Source organism: Arthrobacter wenxiniae (assembly GCF_013376105.1).
GTDB classification, from domain to species: domain Bacteria; phylum Actinomycetota; class Actinomycetes; order Actinomycetales; family Micrococcaceae; genus Specibacter; species Specibacter wenxiniae.
The window spans coordinates 1-14,954 of record NZ_JAAMFM010000018.1 but is presented as its reverse complement, the minus strand read 5'-3'; the positions used below and the strand labels follow the sequence as shown (position 1 = coordinate 14,954).

Annotated in this window: 13 protein-coding genes; 8 read left to right on the top strand and 5 right to left on the bottom strand. The window is 60.4% G+C overall.

Features of this window, described 5'->3' with window-relative positions; all coding sequences use genetic code 11:
- Positions 1 to 27: 27 nt before the first annotated feature.
- The 5 genes from G6034_RS12155 to G6034_RS12135 form a co-directional block, all read right to left on the bottom strand.
- Positions 28 to 1,167, bottom strand: coding sequence for a Glu/Leu/Phe/Val family dehydrogenase (locus G6034_RS12155; RefSeq protein WP_176635382.1), 1,140 nt, complete (start codon positions 1,165 to 1,167; stop codon positions 28 to 30).
- 104 nt (positions 1,168 to 1,271) lie between these two features.
- Entirely contained in the window at positions 1,272 to 2,801 is a 1,530-nt protein-coding gene (gene amaB / locus G6034_RS12150) for an L-piperidine-6-carboxylate dehydrogenase (protein ID WP_176635424.1), read from the bottom strand.
- Between the two features lie 46 nt (positions 2,802 to 2,847).
- Entirely contained in the window at positions 2,848 to 4,248 is a 1,401-nt protein-coding gene (gene hglS, locus G6034_RS12145) for a 2-oxoadipate dioxygenase/decarboxylase (protein ID WP_176635381.1), read from the bottom strand.
- 63 nt (positions 4,249 to 4,311) lie between these two features.
- The gene (locus G6034_RS12140) at positions 4,312 to 5,502 is read right to left on the bottom strand and encodes an NAD(P)/FAD-dependent oxidoreductase (protein WP_176635380.1); all 1,191 of its coding nucleotides are present in this window, start codon (positions 5,500 to 5,502) and stop codon (positions 4,312 to 4,314) included.
- 359 nt (positions 5,503 to 5,861) lie between these two features.
- Entirely contained in the window at positions 5,862 to 6,527 is a 666-nt protein-coding gene (locus G6034_RS12135) for a GntR family transcriptional regulator (RefSeq protein ID WP_176635379.1), read from the bottom strand.
- A 250-nt stretch (positions 6,528 to 6,777) separates the two neighbouring features.
- On the opposite strand from G6034_RS12135, the gene G6034_RS12130 reads away from it, so the two are divergent.
- The 8 genes from G6034_RS12130 (at position 6,778) to G6034_RS12095 (ending at position 14,921) form a co-directional block, all read left to right on the top strand.
- Positions 6,778 to 7,623 carry a substrate-binding periplasmic protein gene (locus tag G6034_RS12130; protein ID WP_176635378.1) on the top strand — a complete coding sequence of 282 codons (846 nt, stop codon included), beginning with the start codon at positions 6,778 to 6,780 and terminating at the stop codon, positions 7,621 to 7,623.
- A 51-nt stretch (positions 7,624 to 7,674) separates the two neighbouring features.
- The gene (locus tag G6034_RS12125) at positions 7,675 to 8,646 is read left to right on the top strand and encodes an ornithine cyclodeaminase family protein (protein WP_176635377.1); all 972 of its coding nucleotides are present in this window, start codon (positions 7,675 to 7,677) and stop codon (positions 8,644 to 8,646) included.
- A 59-nt stretch (positions 8,647 to 8,705) separates the two neighbouring features.
- The gene (locus G6034_RS12120) at positions 8,706 to 9,518 is read left to right on the top strand and encodes an amino acid ABC transporter ATP-binding protein (RefSeq protein ID WP_343038033.1); all 813 of its coding nucleotides are present in this window, start codon (positions 8,706 to 8,708) and stop codon (positions 9,516 to 9,518) included.
- A 3-nt stretch (positions 9,519 to 9,521) separates the two neighbouring features.
- Positions 9,522 to 10,160: an amino acid ABC transporter permease gene (locus G6034_RS12115; RefSeq protein ID WP_176635376.1), complete on the top strand. Its 639-nt coding sequence runs from the start codon at positions 9,522 to 9,524 to the stop codon at positions 10,158 to 10,160.
- Complete coding sequence (locus tag G6034_RS12110; RefSeq protein ID WP_176635375.1) at positions 10,157 to 10,813, top strand: amino acid ABC transporter permease; 657 nt, start codon at positions 10,157 to 10,159, stop codon at positions 10,811 to 10,813. The genes G6034_RS12115 and G6034_RS12110 overlap by 4 nt, the downstream gene beginning before the upstream one ends.
- A gap of 14 nt (positions 10,814 to 10,827) precedes the next feature.
- Positions 10,828 to 12,075, top strand: a complete 1,248-nt coding sequence (locus tag G6034_RS12105; protein ID WP_176635374.1) for an NAD(P)/FAD-dependent oxidoreductase — start codon at positions 10,828 to 10,830, stop codon at positions 12,073 to 12,075.
- Positions 12,076 to 12,128: 53 nt separating this feature from the next.
- Positions 12,129 to 12,752, top strand: a complete 624-nt coding sequence (locus tag G6034_RS12100) for a short chain dehydrogenase (protein ID WP_176635373.1) — start codon at positions 12,129 to 12,131, stop codon at positions 12,750 to 12,752.
- A gap of 768 nt (positions 12,753 to 13,520) precedes the next feature.
- Entirely contained in the window at positions 13,521 to 14,921 is a 1,401-nt protein-coding gene (locus G6034_RS12095) for a hypothetical protein (protein WP_176635372.1), read from the top strand.
- The last annotated feature ends 33 nt before the right edge of the window (positions 14,922 to 14,954 follow it).

The window sequence follows — 14,954 nt, the reverse complement described above, 5'->3', positions numbered from 1 at the left end:
TTTCCCTGCAGAGGTGTGTGGCGGCTACTAGTAATGCAGGGGCTTGCCGCGGAGCTCCATGGCGCGGCGCACACGGCTCTGTGCCAGGGACCGGGCCGCCTCATGTGTGGTCGAGTTCAGTCTGTCAGCCTCGGCCAGAACGGTGACCGTGTTGGCCCTGAGCTTCGTGGAAACGGTGGTAAAGATTTGCTCCGTTTCGGGACGGAACGGCGAATACCTGGATTCCATGGCAAAGGCTGCACTTACGACTCCGCCGGCGTTGGCAACGAAGTCCGGTACCACCGTGACGGATGCGGCGCGAAGAGCCTGCTGTGCGGCGCCATTGGTGGGGAGGTTGGCACCTTCCACAACAAGCTTGGCGGAGATCCCGCCAACATTTGTCTCGTTGATGACATCTTGCAGTGCGGCAGGAATCGCGATTTCGGCATCCACGAACAACTCCGAACCGATCGGGATGGCCAGTTCCGGGAACTCCTTTACGAACCCGTCGCCAAGGCGGGACCGCATGGCCAAAAGTTTCGGAATGTCCAGGCCTGCCGGGTCGTGCAAGGCACCCTCCGCCGTGGAGATGGACACAACGCTGTAGTCGAGCGCGTGCAGCCGGGCGGCGGTTGCATGGCCGACGGCACCGAAGCCTTGAATGGCGACGCGCTGGCCTTGCAGACCGATGGTTGCTGCTGCCTCATCGGCTACTTCAGCGACCCCGTAGCCGGTGATGCCGAGCTGGTCGTAGGGCACGCCGCCTAAGTCATAGGGTGTGCCCACCGCGGCGCCGCGGTCACCGAGTTCGTCAATGATGATGGCTGCATCGTTTTCAGTCAGACCCATGTCGAGACCAAAGACATATTCGGAAGGGACCTCGTTGCTTAGGGCGCGCACAAAGGAACGGAGGATTGCTTCCTTGTGTGGGGAATGGGGATCGGCCCGGATGCCGGCCTTGGCGCCTCCGAAGAAGAGGTCGACGCCGGCCCACTTCCACGTCATGACCCGGGCCAGCCGGGAAATTTCCTCGACAGTGACGCCCGGCTGCATCCGGGTGCCGCCCTTGCCCATGCCGCGGGCGGTGTTGTCGATGACAAGAACGCCTTTCATCCCCGTCTTGGAATCGCTGACCGAGACGATTTTTTCCGGTCCCCATTCATCCATCATGTCGAACAGACTGGCCATCGTTGGGTACTCCTTCTGTGTTAGGGCAAAGTTCTTGGGCAGGCGTAACGGGGTGGTTGGAGCCGGTGCCGGCAGAATATGCCGGCACCGGCTCCGTCCGGGACCTAGAGGAATTTCACGCCCTGGGCCAGTGGAAGCTGACCGGAGAAATTGACGGTGTTGGTTGCCTGGCGCATGTAGGTCTTCCATGAGTCGGCGCCGGACTCGCGGCCACCGCCGGTTTCCTTTTCGCCGCCGAAGGCCCCGCCAATCTCGGCCCCGGAGGTGCCGATGTTGACGTTGGCAATGCCACAGTCCGAGCCGCTGGCCGACATGAAGCGTTCGGCCTCGGCATGATCGTTGGTGAACACGGCCGACGACAGGCCCTGGGGAACGTCGTTTTGCAGGGCAACGGCGTCATCAAAATCGGTGTATGTCATGACGTAGAGCAGGGGGGCGAACGTCTCGTCCTTGACGACGGCGCTTTGTGAGGGCATGCGCACGATTGCCGGCTCGACATAGTAGGCGCCGGGCTCGCCGTCGGCGTTTACCCGGCCACCACCGCACAACACGGTGCCCCCCTGCTCCTGGGCAGACTTGATGGCGTCCTGCATTCCCTCGAAGCTGGCCTTGTTGATCAGCGGCCCGATCAGGTTCTCCTCATCCAGCGGCGTGCCGATGCGAAGCGTCGCGTAGGCGCTGACCAGTTTGGCCGTCAGGTCCTCGACAATCGACTCGTGGACAATCAGTCGGCGCATGGAAGTACAACGTTGCCCGGCGGTTCCGACAGCGGCGAAAACGATTCCGCGCAGGGCCAAGTCCAGGTCGGCCGACGGCGTGACGATGGCTGCGTTGTTGCCGCCCAGTTCCAGGAGCGCGCGGCCGAAACGCTGTGCCACGCGGGGGGCGATTTCCTGGCCCATCCGGACGGACCCGGTTGCGGAGAGCAGTGCAACACGGGGGTCATCGACTATCAGTTGCCCACCGGTGCGGTCGGCCAGGACCAGCTTGTGGAGGTTCTCTGGCGCGCCAACATCCTTCGCGGCACGGCCCAGCAGGGCATCAGCAGCAAGTGCGCTGAGCATGGTCATCCCGGAAGGCTTCCACACGATGGTGTCGCCGCAGACAAGGGCCAAGGCCGTATTCCACGAGTAGACCGCCACGGGGAAATTAAAGGCCGAGATGACGCCGACAACACCCAGTGGGTGCCAGGTCTCCATCAGACGGTGGCCGGGACGCTCCGACGGCATGGTCTTGCCATAAAGCTGACGGGACAGGCCGACGGCAAAGTCGCAGATGTCGATCATTTCCTGTACTTCGCCAAGGGCCTCGGACTGGATTTTGCCAGCCTCGGCTGTCACAATCCGCGCCAGGTCGTCCTTGTGCTCGGTCAGCAGTTCACCCCAGCGTTTGACCAGATTGCCGCGGACCGGTGCCGGCACATCGCGCCACGTCTTGAAGGCCTCGTGTGCCTGCCCGATCATGGTGTGGATGTCCTCGGCCGAGTTGACCGGCAGGGTCATCAACACTTCACCGGTGAGGGGCGAAGATGCTTCGTGGGCGCCGCCAAGGGCATCAATGTTGACGCCGCAGGCTTCGAGCGAGGATCGAACCATCGTTGCAATTTCAGACGTCTGGGTCAGAGTTTCAGTCATCGTGATCTCCTGTGGTTGGTATTGATTGTCTGTGGATGAAGGGTGGTTAATTGGTGATGGAGACATTGAGGCGTTGCGCGAGGGATGCAATCGAGTCCTCCTGCTGGCGCTGGTAAAGCTCATTGGGGTCGTGGACTTTCGTGCCGACAATGCTCGACATTCGGTGGATGTCGTAGTTGGTGCCGGTCTGCTCCTCGTCCTTTGAGCCTTCCTCGGTCAGATTCGACTGGAAGATTCCGGCGGCAGAGCGGGGGAGGAAGTCCTCGTAAACAATCGGTTCCGGCACGGCGATGCCGGCTTCGACAAGGTCGGCCAATGTGACCGGGCTGGCGAAAGGCGTTTGACCAAGCTGCCCCTCGTCCAGTCGGTAGGTGAAGTACGCCAGGCCCTGCAGTGCCAGTTCCTTCTCCGTGCGCGGAAGATTCTCGGCCCACACCCCGGCTGCTGCCTCAACGCGCGTCGTTCCGGGCGGAGCCTCTGCGAGTCTGGCGTCAGATTCGGCAACCATGCGGTCGTAGAGGTCGCGCCCGCTCACGGTCAGGGCGATGCCGCGCGCCTCGACTTCGCCGAAGCGAACCCGTAGCTCACCTTCATTAGTGGAACCGTCCGCGTAGCGGAATACTCGGTTTTCTCCCAGTGCCCGAAAGGACGTCTGGCGAAGGAGCACATCAGGTCCGTCCCAGCGCGGGGGACCCTGGATCTCGTCGATCATGGTGATTCCGCGGGCTTGCATGCGCGCGTAGAGATCGTCGATGTCCAGGACGCGTGGTGTGAGGTGGTTGATGTGAGTAGTGGAAACGCCGCCGATGTCGGAGGCGACGGCTGAGACGGCCTCCAGCTTCCTATACCACTGGTAGTCCACAGGGTCTCCTGAGAGTTCAAAGGCCGCCGTCGCAAGATCGAGGAGACGCTCGGCGTCGTCCTGGTCAAGCCCGCCATCGGCCGCGGCCTTGTCGGCCAGACGCAGCAGATCCTCACCAAAGAGTTTTCGTGCCCCGATGAATCTGGCCAGCTCGGCACGTAGATCGCTGTCAAAGAACCTCGGATCTTCCGCTGCGAGCATGGACGTGAAGACGCGGAAGGGATTCCTTGCCAACTCGTTGCTGTCGATGGGACGGAACGCCGTCGAAACCACTGGCACCGAACTGGAGGAGGCGTCTCGAAGGTCATAAAAACCCACCGGGTACATGCCAAAAGCGGCAAAGATGCGGGCAACCTGGGCCATTTCCTTCGGCGATCCGACACGAATGGCACCGTGGCGCTCAGCAGTAACGCGTGAAATGCTTCCCAGCCGTTCAGCCTCGGCGCCGTGTTTGGCGACATAGGCTTCATTCACTTCCTTGGAAACGTCGACGAGCGTGTTGTAGGCAGGTACTTCCTCTCCGTACATGACGGAGAGCCGCCGTGCGAACTCGGCCCGAAGTTCCCACGTTTCAAGGACGGTCATTGCATGGTTCCTTTCGATAAATGCGTTGATGATGCGAGATTGCCGGGTGCTACGGGGCCAGTATCAAATGATGTGGACTTCTTGGATGCGATGATCGGCCGTTTCGAATCGGTCCGCGGAGAACGAGGTGTGGTCCATGAAGGATTCCCGGCCCAGATAGAGGTCTCGAATGAGTTCGCCGACGGCGGGTCCCTGGAGGAAGCCGTGTCCGGAGAATCCGGTGGCGTAGTAGAATCCCTCGACGGAATGGGACGTGCCGATGAGCGCGTTGTGGTCGGGAGTGTTCTCGTAGAGACCGGCCCAGCCGCCTTCCAGGTCCGGGGCAGCCAATGCGGGCGCACACACCCGGGCCGCCGCCGTGAACTCGGGCAGCCATTCGTGCGTGAAGTCCCGGTCGAACCCAGGTTCCTGGTTGGAGTTGGATATGCCGAGGAGCATGCCGTTGCCATAGTTGTGGAAGTACATCGTGGTCGCAAGATCCAACGTGAACGGTACGGTAGGCATTGGTGTGCTCATTTGGCGGGTCATGCCAATCTGGCGCCGCACCGGTACCACCGGAAGACTGACGTCAACCATTCCGCCAATTCGCTTGGACCAGGCGCCGGCACAACAAATGACGGCGGCCGTCTTGATGGTGCCGCGATTGGTGGTCACGGAACTTATGCTTCCGCCGGTCGTGCCGACATCCATGACTTCCGTGTGTTCAAGAATGCGCACGCCAAGGGCAGCCGCCCCATCGGCGTAGGCCCGGACAACCTTTCCGGGCTCGGCAAATCCGTCCTGTGGTGAGTGGGAAGCGCCCATGAGGGCGTCCTGGCTCAGGAAGGGGTTGATCCTGACGGCCTCGGCAGGGGAAATCATCCGGCTGTCCCCGCCCAAACTGTTTTGGATGACTGTGCTTCGCTCGCAGTCAAGCATTTCTGACTCGCTGCGGCACAGGAAGAGGTATCCGACCTTGCGCAATCCAATGTCGGTGGAGAATCGCTGCTGGAAAGTGTCAAAAGCGGCCAGGCTGCGCTGGCCCAGGACAATGTTGGCGGGGTCTGAAAATGTCGCCCTCACGCCGCCAAGCGGCTTGGCGGAGGACCCGGTGCCGAGCTCGGACCGGTCAACAAGAACGATGTTGCGAATACCGGCCTCGGCAAGATGAAACGCGATGCTGGTTCCCATAATGCCTCCGCCGATGATGACCACATCTGCGTGCGAAGGTTGTTTGGTTCCGGGGGGAAGCTGAAGCGAGACCACACGTGACATTGATCGTCCTGTCTCAGATGCGGATGTTGTACCCACCACTCCGTGGGTATCAACTATCGGTAACGGGTTATATATAACCATCATGAGTCAGAGTGTGATCTGCGTCAAGCTGTCGCGTTATCGATTTTTCAGGGACCGGCTTGCGAGTGGACTTCCGTGAGATTGCTCATCGAGGTCGCCAGGCGCCCTTGGCGACGCGACCCTTGCGGCTTAATCATTGTTCGCCGATGGACGTTCCGGGGTCGGTCCGCCAGCGGCCAATGGGGTAGAGGGCGCGCCAAAGTGGCCCCCTTTGGCGGCGAACCGACCCCAGCATCTAATCTTCTACGTGGGGTGGGGGCCGGGCTAAAGGGTGCCGGTCATGGCAGCGAGTAGCTGAGGTGCTCTGTCATGAGGGATTCGACGAGGTTTCGGTCGCCGCTGAGAAGGGCGGCCAGAATAGGTCCGTGTTCGGCTGCACTTGCGACGAGCAGCCCGCGCTCGGCAAGATGGTAAGAGCCGCTCACGCGGCTTTGGTCCCTGAGGTTTTCAATGATTTTGGTCATTCGAGTGTTGCCCAAGAGTTGAACCATGGACAAATGGAATTCCTGGTCCCGCTCCAGATAGTCGATCATGTTGTCGGGCCTGGCGGCTGCGAGAGTGGCGTCTACCATGGCAGCCAGTCGTTGGCCATCCTCAGTGGATACGCCTCGATCGGCGACCCGGCCGACAGCGGTAACTTCAATCAGCAGGCGAAGATCGTAAACCTCCCGCTGATCGTCCGGACTCATTTCCACAACGCGGAAACCCCTGTTGCGCACGACTTCAAGCAGCCCTTTCTCGCTTAGCGCCATCATGGCTTCCCTGACAGGGCTGTTGGAGACGCCCAACTGGCTTGCCAAGGCATTGGCCGAGTAGATCTTGCCGGGCTGCATGTCTCCTGACATGAGGGCGCGTCGAACGATGGAGACGGCTTCGTCCTTGAGGGTCGGCCGGCTTTCCGCCAAGCCGGATATTCCCACAACGGGGTTTCGCTGTTCTGTCATTTTGCTCCTCAGTCAGTGGTCGTTATGGCTAACCCTAAGTCAAACGTAGGTGACAATCGGGCGGATTTTGCCAGCTGCTGGCCGATGTCCATTTGGTTCTTACGGGCTTGCCACTTGACATCCGTGGGGAATCAATAGAGATTGGTTATCGACAATCGATTGTGTGTCATACATCACCATTGTAGCCGGTGGCTGTGTCTCGAATCGTTCGGCATCGACAAAATATCAGCACTGATCAAAGGGGATCACCATGAATGCTCGAAAGCTCCTGGTAGGCGGCACGTCCATTGCGCTGCTGGCACTCTCACTGACCGCCTGCGGGGGTTCTGCAGCGAGCAGCGTTGCGAAGGGGTGCCAGCCTGAATCAACATTCAAGACAATAAACGCCGGTTTTCTGACCGTCGCTGCCCCGGAATTTCCGCCGTTTTCTTCCAACAAGGATGGAAAGCTTACCGGCGTTGACGCCGACGTCATCAAGGCATTCGCAGCCAAGAACTGTCTCGACATCAAGGTCGAGTCGACGGCCTATGCAGGAACCATTCCGGCCGTCCAGAGCGGACGTGCAGATGTGGCGATTGGCTGCTACTACCGGACCGCAATCAGGGCGGACATCGTCAGCTTGTCCGACCCCATCTACACGGATCAGATGGGGATCATTTCCGAATCCGGCGTCAAAAACATTAAGGACCTCGAGAGCCTCAAGGTCGGCACCGTTGACGGCTACCTCTGGGTGCAGGACATGAAGAAGGTGATGGGCGCGAATTTGACCATCTACCCCAGCGCCGTCGAAATGCAGGCTGACCTCAAGGCCGGGCGTATACAGGCCGGTCTCGATGGCTTCGGATCCGCCGTCGAAATGTACAAGACCGATTCCAAGTACAAGGTTGAAGGTGCCACACCTGACGCTCGGGTGATTGCGTCCAAAGAACCTGCCCAAATCGGTTTCCCCATCGGTAAAGACAACACTGACATGACCAAGGCCGTCGACCTGTCCATCGCCTCCATGAAGTCCAGCGGCAAGATCGCGGAGATCGTGAAGGCCTATGGTCTGCCTCAATCCGCAGCCGATACGGGTGCACCCCGCCTGGTGAAATAGGTCCGACTCCGCGCAGCACCCTTCGTACAGTCACCAATAGGAGAGAATTCCATGGATTCAAGCCTCAGCTTCCTTGAGCGACAACGGTCAGGCCCCGTCTACCTCGATGATGCCGAGGTTGCCGGTTCACTGACGGTGCGCGCGGCCGTCGGTTCCATGAAATCGCTCCTTGCTTCCGGGTTCGATCCCGAATCCGGCGCACCCAGGACCCGTCTTGAGACCGAGGGCGGAACTTTCATGCAGATGCCTGCCGCCAGCGGCACATTCGTCGGGACAAAACTCCTGACGATCACGCCGGGGAATGCGACAACGGCGTCCCCTGTAATCCAGGGACTCTACGCGCTCTTCGGTGGAGGCGACCAGCGACCGCTCGCGGTATTTGATGGAGTTGCATTGACCAACTTGCGAACGTCTTCGGTTTCGGTGATGGGGGCAGTTTTGCTGGCGTCTCCAGGAACCAAGCGGCTAGTTGTTTTCGGCACTGGCGTCCAGGCTTGGGCTCACATCGTCGCATTTGCTGAACTTTTTGACCTGGCCAGCGTGGAAATCGTTGGCCGGAATTCGGATACGGCGAAGGACATGGCGAGAGACGCCCAAGGGATCGGATTGCACGCCACCGCAGCGGGCCCCGATGCCGTGAAGGATGCCGATCTCGTCGTCTGCGCCACAGCGTCGTCGACGCCGCTTTTTGACGGCACCATGGTGAAACCAACCGCCGTCGTGGTGGCCATAGGATCACATGACCGCGACCACCGCGAGCTGGATGACGCCCTCTTGTCAAGGGCCACAGTCTGTGTTGAATCGCGTGACTCGGCAACACGTGAGGCTGGTGACGTCATCCAGGCACTGGAGTCCGGCGCCATAGCGGACGAGGCACAGCTGGTCACTTTGGCTGATTTGGTCGTGGGGCGCACGGAGGTGCCCGTCGACAGGCCGGCTGTCTTTAAGACCACAGGCATGCCGTGGGAAGACCTGGCGGTGGCAACGGCAGTCTACGAAGCATTCTCTTCAAAAGCTGCCTAGCACTGGATTGTCGCGCATCGGATTTACCCAGCGGGCATACCTTCGGCCAAGGCGCCCCAGTGAACGACACGGAAGGACTACTAGAAATGGAACAACTGATGATTGAACTCAATCCCCAGACCACACAGCCGGTTGTTCAGGTGAAGAATCTTGCCAAGGCCTACGGGTCAAACGTAGTGCTTCGCGATGTATCACTGTCCGTGGCCGAAGGATCCGTGACGGCAATGATCGGGCCAAGCGGCGCCGGCAAGAGCACTGTTTTGCGCTGCATGAACCTGTTGGAGCAACCAGACAGCGGTGAAATTGTTATTGACGGGCACTGCATCAATGCGGGCAAGAAGACCAGCCCGAAGAGCCTGGCGGCTCTGAGACGCAGCGCGGGCATGGTTTTCCAACACTTCAATCTCTTCCCCCACATGACGGTTCTTCGCAATGTCAGTCTCCCCCAGGAGCGGGTCCTTGGATGTAGCCGTGAGCAGGCCAATGAGAAGTCCATGGAGTTGCTCAAGCGCATGGGGCTGGCAGATAAAGCCGACCAATATCCCTCGCGCTGCTCCGGCGGCCAGCAACAGCGCATTGCCATTGCGAGGGCACTGGCACTTGGCCCCCGAGTCATGCTGTTTGACGAACCAACCTCGGCGTTGGATCCAGAAGTGGGGGTCGAAGTTCTGGAAGTCATGAAGGAACTTGCCTCCACTGGCATGACGATGGTCGTGGTGACTCATGAGATGGCGTTCGCAGAAAACGTAGCAGACGAACTGGTAGTGATGGCCGACGGAGGAATCATCGAAAAGGGTCATCCCGGACAGATCCTGAAGGATCCCCAGCATGAGCGTACCCGCCGCTTCCTCCGTGCCGTGCTGGAGCGCTGAGCCATGGAGATGCTCAAGGCGATTGCCATCGGCCTGCCACTCACAGTTCTGGTGACAATCTTGGCCCTGATGATTGGCACGGTCGTGGCACTCCCGATCGTAGCCGGGCTGAGAAGCAGAAATCGGCTCATTTGGCTGATGTCCCGCGGACTCGTTGACCTGCTCCGCGGCATCCCGCCTGTGGTGTGGCTCTTCATGCTTTACTACGGCATTTCCATCGGGGCCGTGAGGCTCTCGGCGTTGCAGGCTGGAGTCCTGGGGCTGGGGGTGGTCGCCGCCGCCTACCTGGCGGAAATCTTCCGGGGCGCAATTTCCGCGGTCCCCAAAGGTCAATGGGAAGCCAGTTCTGCCCTGGGCTTTCACCGGGCCACCGTCTGGACCAGAATCGTCGGTCCGCAAACCGCGCGGGCAGCAATCCCTGCGTACACGACGTTTGCCATTGGGCTGCTCAAAGACTCATCGATTGCCTCCACGATCGGCGTTTCCGAGATCGTGTTCATGTCCAGCCAATATGCACGGCAATCAGGATCCGGGATTTTGGTGTTTTTCGTCGCGGCGGGTATTTACATACTTTTGAGCGTTCCGCTGGGGCTGCTCTCGAGGCATCTTGACGTGAAGATGCGGAAGGCGGTCGCCCGATGAACAATCTCGTGGATGTCGCGATCGAATACGGTCCAACACTGCTTGGCGGGCTTAAAGTCAGCCTCACGCTAACGATCCTCAGCCTGGCCCTGGGCCTGCCGATTGGCCTTCTCTTCTCGTTTGGTGTCACGGCAAAGAACAAGGCATTCCGTTATATTTCAGTGTTCTTCGTCGAGGTTGGTCGTGGTGCGCCAGCCCTGGTCCTCCTTCAACTCATGTACTACGGCCTGCCTAATGCCAACCTCACGCTGAGCTCCATGGCTTCGGCATGCCTGGCACTAACGTGGACGACTGCTGCCTACAGCGCCGAATTAATCCGCGGCGGAATGCAGTCCGTACCTTCGGGTGAAATCGAAGGCTCCCACGCACTTGGCATGAGTTACCGAGACTGCCTTCGATTCGTTGTCATCCCGCAGGGGCTGCGCATCGCGCTTCCATCACTGATGGGATTTGCGGTCCTCCTCTTCCAAGCCACGTCGCTTGCGTATTCGGTCGCGGTACCGGAACTCATGAGCCAGGCCTACTCCATCGGCTCGTCCACGTTCCAATATTTGCCCGTCTTCATCGTTGCCGGCCTACTTTATGCCGCCATTTCGATCCCCGCAACGTGGCTGTCCGTCGGCGCGGAACGCCTACTGAGCCGGCACCTCTAGGAGATGGGGAATTGATGACCAACCAGCCGGAAACTCCACGAACCGCCCTGGTCGTGGGTGCAGGAATAATCGGACTGTCCACCGCTTGGCATCTTCAGAAACGTGGGGTAGCAGTCACGGTCATCGACAAAGAGGGGCCGGCCGCGGGAGCAAGTTGGGGAAACGCAGGATGGGTGACACCGGGATTGGTCATGCCGCTGGCCGAACCCGGAGCCTGGAAATATGCCGTTCAAAGCATTACGGACCCGAATGCGCCCCTGCACGTCCCGCTCAGGTTGGACCCTCAGCTGTGGAAGTTCCTGGTCCGCTTCGCCATGAATATGAACGCGAAGCGGTGGCAAAAGACCATGGCTTCGCTGGGGCCCATCACCAGGATGGTCGACGAATCCTTCGCGTTCATGCAGGCCAACGGCATCGCCTCACCAGTTTTGGCCGCCCCCTACGTTGCCGGCTTCACCAACGCCAAAGCAGCGGAGACATTCCTGGCCGAACTTGAACACCTGCAGGACATGGGCCAAAACATCGGCGTGAGCCGGATCAATGCCGAGCGCCGCCCGGCAATACTCTCGAGCACCGTGGTTCAAGGCGTGGAAATGACCGGGCAGAGCTACCTGGACCCTGGGGAATTTGTTGGCGACCTTGCCAGAGACTTTAAGTCGCGCGGCGGGCAAATCCTGGAAGGTACCTGCGCTTCCGCGATCGATGCCGGCCTGGCAACGGCAGAAGTATCCACCGACGACGGACGAACCATTCAAGCCGATGTCGTTGTCCTCGCCACCGGAGCTTGGCTACACGGCCTCGCAAAAAAATGGGGACTGAAAATTGGGGTTCAGGCCGGCCGCGGCTATTCATTCACCGTCGACGGTGACCGCCTGCCGGCAGGGCCGCTTTACTTCCCGGAACAACGAGTCGTTTGCACCCCCTATCAAGGTGCTCTCCGAATTGCCGGCACCATGGAGTTTCTTCGCCCGGATGAGCCCATGAACACTTCCCGACTCGACTCTGTGGTGCGAGCTGTTCGTCCTCTCCTGCAAGGCATCGACTGGTCGTCACGACGAGATGAGTGGGTCGGCTCCCGGCCCGTTACACCCGACGGCCTACCAGTCGTCGGGCGCCTGGCCCCGCCCCGAATCTATGCGGCTGGGGGACACGGCATGTGGGGAATGGTACTCGGCCCGGCAACGGGACAACTCCTGGCAGAGCAGATCATGACCGGAACGATCCCACCGGAAATTAGGGATTTCGACCCCTTGCGTCCATAAGACCCAGGGCGCAATCCAAACATTTTTGAGAACCGACAATGGAGGACACAATCATGCGAATACTCGTCATCGGTGCCACGGGCGCCTTGGGGAAGAACGTCGTGAATGCGCTGCAGGCGCACCACGCCAGATACTGCACGGGAACCCTTGAAATCCTCAGTGCCTCACGTTCATCGTCGGAGTACCCTGTTGATTGCCACGACGACCTGAGCGTCCGGTCACTCTTTGAAAAAGTCGGCATCGTGGATGCAGTGGTGAGCACCATTGGCGGCGCCAAATGGGCATCGGCTTCGGAGGCTGACCTTGGAACGTACAAGTCGACGCTCGAAGGTAAATTGTTGTGCCAGCTTCGCATTGCGCTGGCGGCTCGAGTCCACGTTAGTACGGGCGGGTCAATAACGCTCACGAGTGGCATCGTGGGCCATTACGTCTTCCACGGTGGGTCACCCAGCGCCATCGTCAACATCGGGCTCGACGCATTCGTCAAAAGCGCCTCCGCAGAACTGCCGAATTTGCGGCTGAACACTGTCAGCGCCACGGTGCTGGAAGAGTCAGCCGACGCATATGCGTCAGTCTTCCCAGGTTTCCAGCCTGTTCCCGGCGGCGTGGCAGCGGCCGCCTTTGTACGCAGCGTCTATGGCGCTGAAACTGGTCAGACCATTAAGGCTTGGACGTAGGAAGCACTTGCGGAAGCTGGGCGCGGCCTTGACCGCGGATCACGTGCTCCGAAGTTGCGGCCCTTGCGGCGAGAACTGGGATCGGTTCTGTGCATGCGAACGATGCGCAGGAATCTCACCCCACGTTTACCCCGCGGAAACGATCGAAAATGACCACATATGGGAAGCTTCGAATGCCGCAAAACAGCCTCAAAATTCGCGGAAACTCAGAGATTTAGCGACCTAACGCAACTGCCCAAAAGTGCCCTCCCCTGAGAGGAGGCCAGGGGTTTGAATCTCCTTGGCTCCACCCGAAAGCCCCTGAGCTGCGGTAGACGGCAGGTTGGGGGGCTTTTATTGCCCCAAGGTTGGACAAATAAAGACTTTGGCAACACTTTGGACGTGCGGACGGAGGGGCGCGGGGTGGTGACGGTGGTGGTCAGTGGGCCACCCTGGCGGGGGCGTCCTGCTTGTCCGGCCAGAGGCCGGGGGTCGGCGCTGCCGGATCGCGGCAAACTCCCGCGCGGCCGTGCCGGCCAGATCACCGCAGCGGGGACGCTCCAGTACCGAGGCGGTTTTCCGTCGCCTTTGACGGAGCGCCCGACATCAGGCGGCCAGCCCTGCGGATGCTTGCGGGCGTGTTACGGCCGGGCGAGCCCGCACGTGCGCAAAGGTAGCTACGTGTCGATAGTCGGCAACGTTGGATGCCACCCATGGAGTGGGTCGCATCCTGTATTGGTTGCGGAGGGTTGAAGAACATCAACTTCCGTCACTGATACCGAGGACGTCTTGAAGATCAAATCACGCGCAGGGGCTTGGATATCTGTAGCGGTCGGCGGGTTGCTGCTGGTCGCGAGCTCGACCGCGGGCATCACGGCAGCCGATGCTTCGACGCCCGCCGTGGCCCCGTCCCCGGTATCGCAACCGGCCGTTACGGGTCAACCTGCGATGCAGCTCAGTGTCGCCACCGGCTACCAGGAATCGCCCTTCACAGTGTCGGGCTCCGGCTATCCCAGCGGCGAGCAGTTGAACGTATTCATGGGACCGAACTCCGGTTACGACATGGGAGATTTTTTGGGCACCGCCCGGGTGGCGGCGGATGGAACATTCTCCGTGTTGGTGAGCATTCCGGCCGGCACCGCGCCGGGTCAGCAGGTCATCACCTTGCGAGACATGGCGTCCCAACCGCTCCAGAGTCTGCCATTCACTGTACTCCCACCGGTTATGTCTGTGTCCGCCATGGCTGGGATCCGTGGATCCGGGTTCACGGTCTCCGGTGTTGGCTACACCACGGGGGAGACCCTGACGGTATTTCTGGGCCGCATGCAGTTGGGTTCGGCGCAGGTGTCGGGGGCCGGGAACGGCACGTTCTCCCTTCCTGTCACTGTGCCGTATATGATCCCCGCCGGACAGCAGACAATCGAGGTGTCCTCGGACCAGGACCCATCACAACAGTTCGCGTTCGACGTCGTTGCCCCATCCCTGGCGCTCTCCCTGACCCCCGCCTCAGGGATACCCGGGGCGGAATTCAAGGTGAACGTTGCCGGCTACATTCCGAACGAAACCGTGCAGGTCCTCTTCGGCCCCAACAGGCAGTTGATCCAACAATCCACCGTCGGTACTGACGCCTCGACCTATGTTCTGGCCAATGTCCCATACGGGGCGGCAGCGGGGGCGGACATGGTCACCGTGGTCGGATCGCGGACTACAGCGCCCCAAACCGCGCAGTACACCGTCCTTGATGCATCCGTGCATCCGCAGATTGGACTGTCAGCCGGCACAGGCGCGGCAGGTGCGGGCTTTGTCATCGCAGGAGCCGGGTACACGCCGGGAGTTAAAGTCACCGCGGCCTTCGGCACAAGCGGCCTTCGAATCGGGTCTGCGATCGTCGACGCCCACGGTACCTTCAGGATTAACGGCACCGTACCAACGGCCAGCGCCGGGACCCGGAACATAACTGTCACCGCCCCCGGTACCAGCACACTGTCTACTCCATTCACAGTGCTCGCAACCAGCAAGCCGCTCGCAACCAGCAAGCCGCTGGCAACCAGCAAACCGACTACCGCCGGGTCTTCACCGACCCTGCGGTCGATGGTTGTTCCGGCGGCCGTACCGTCACAGAGCCCCGCCAACTGGAGCGTCCCCGGTTTGGTGCACACGGATGAGGTTGGCCCGGGTTCCCGACTGTAGGAGACTATTGTTATGGGTTCCACTCGCAGGAGT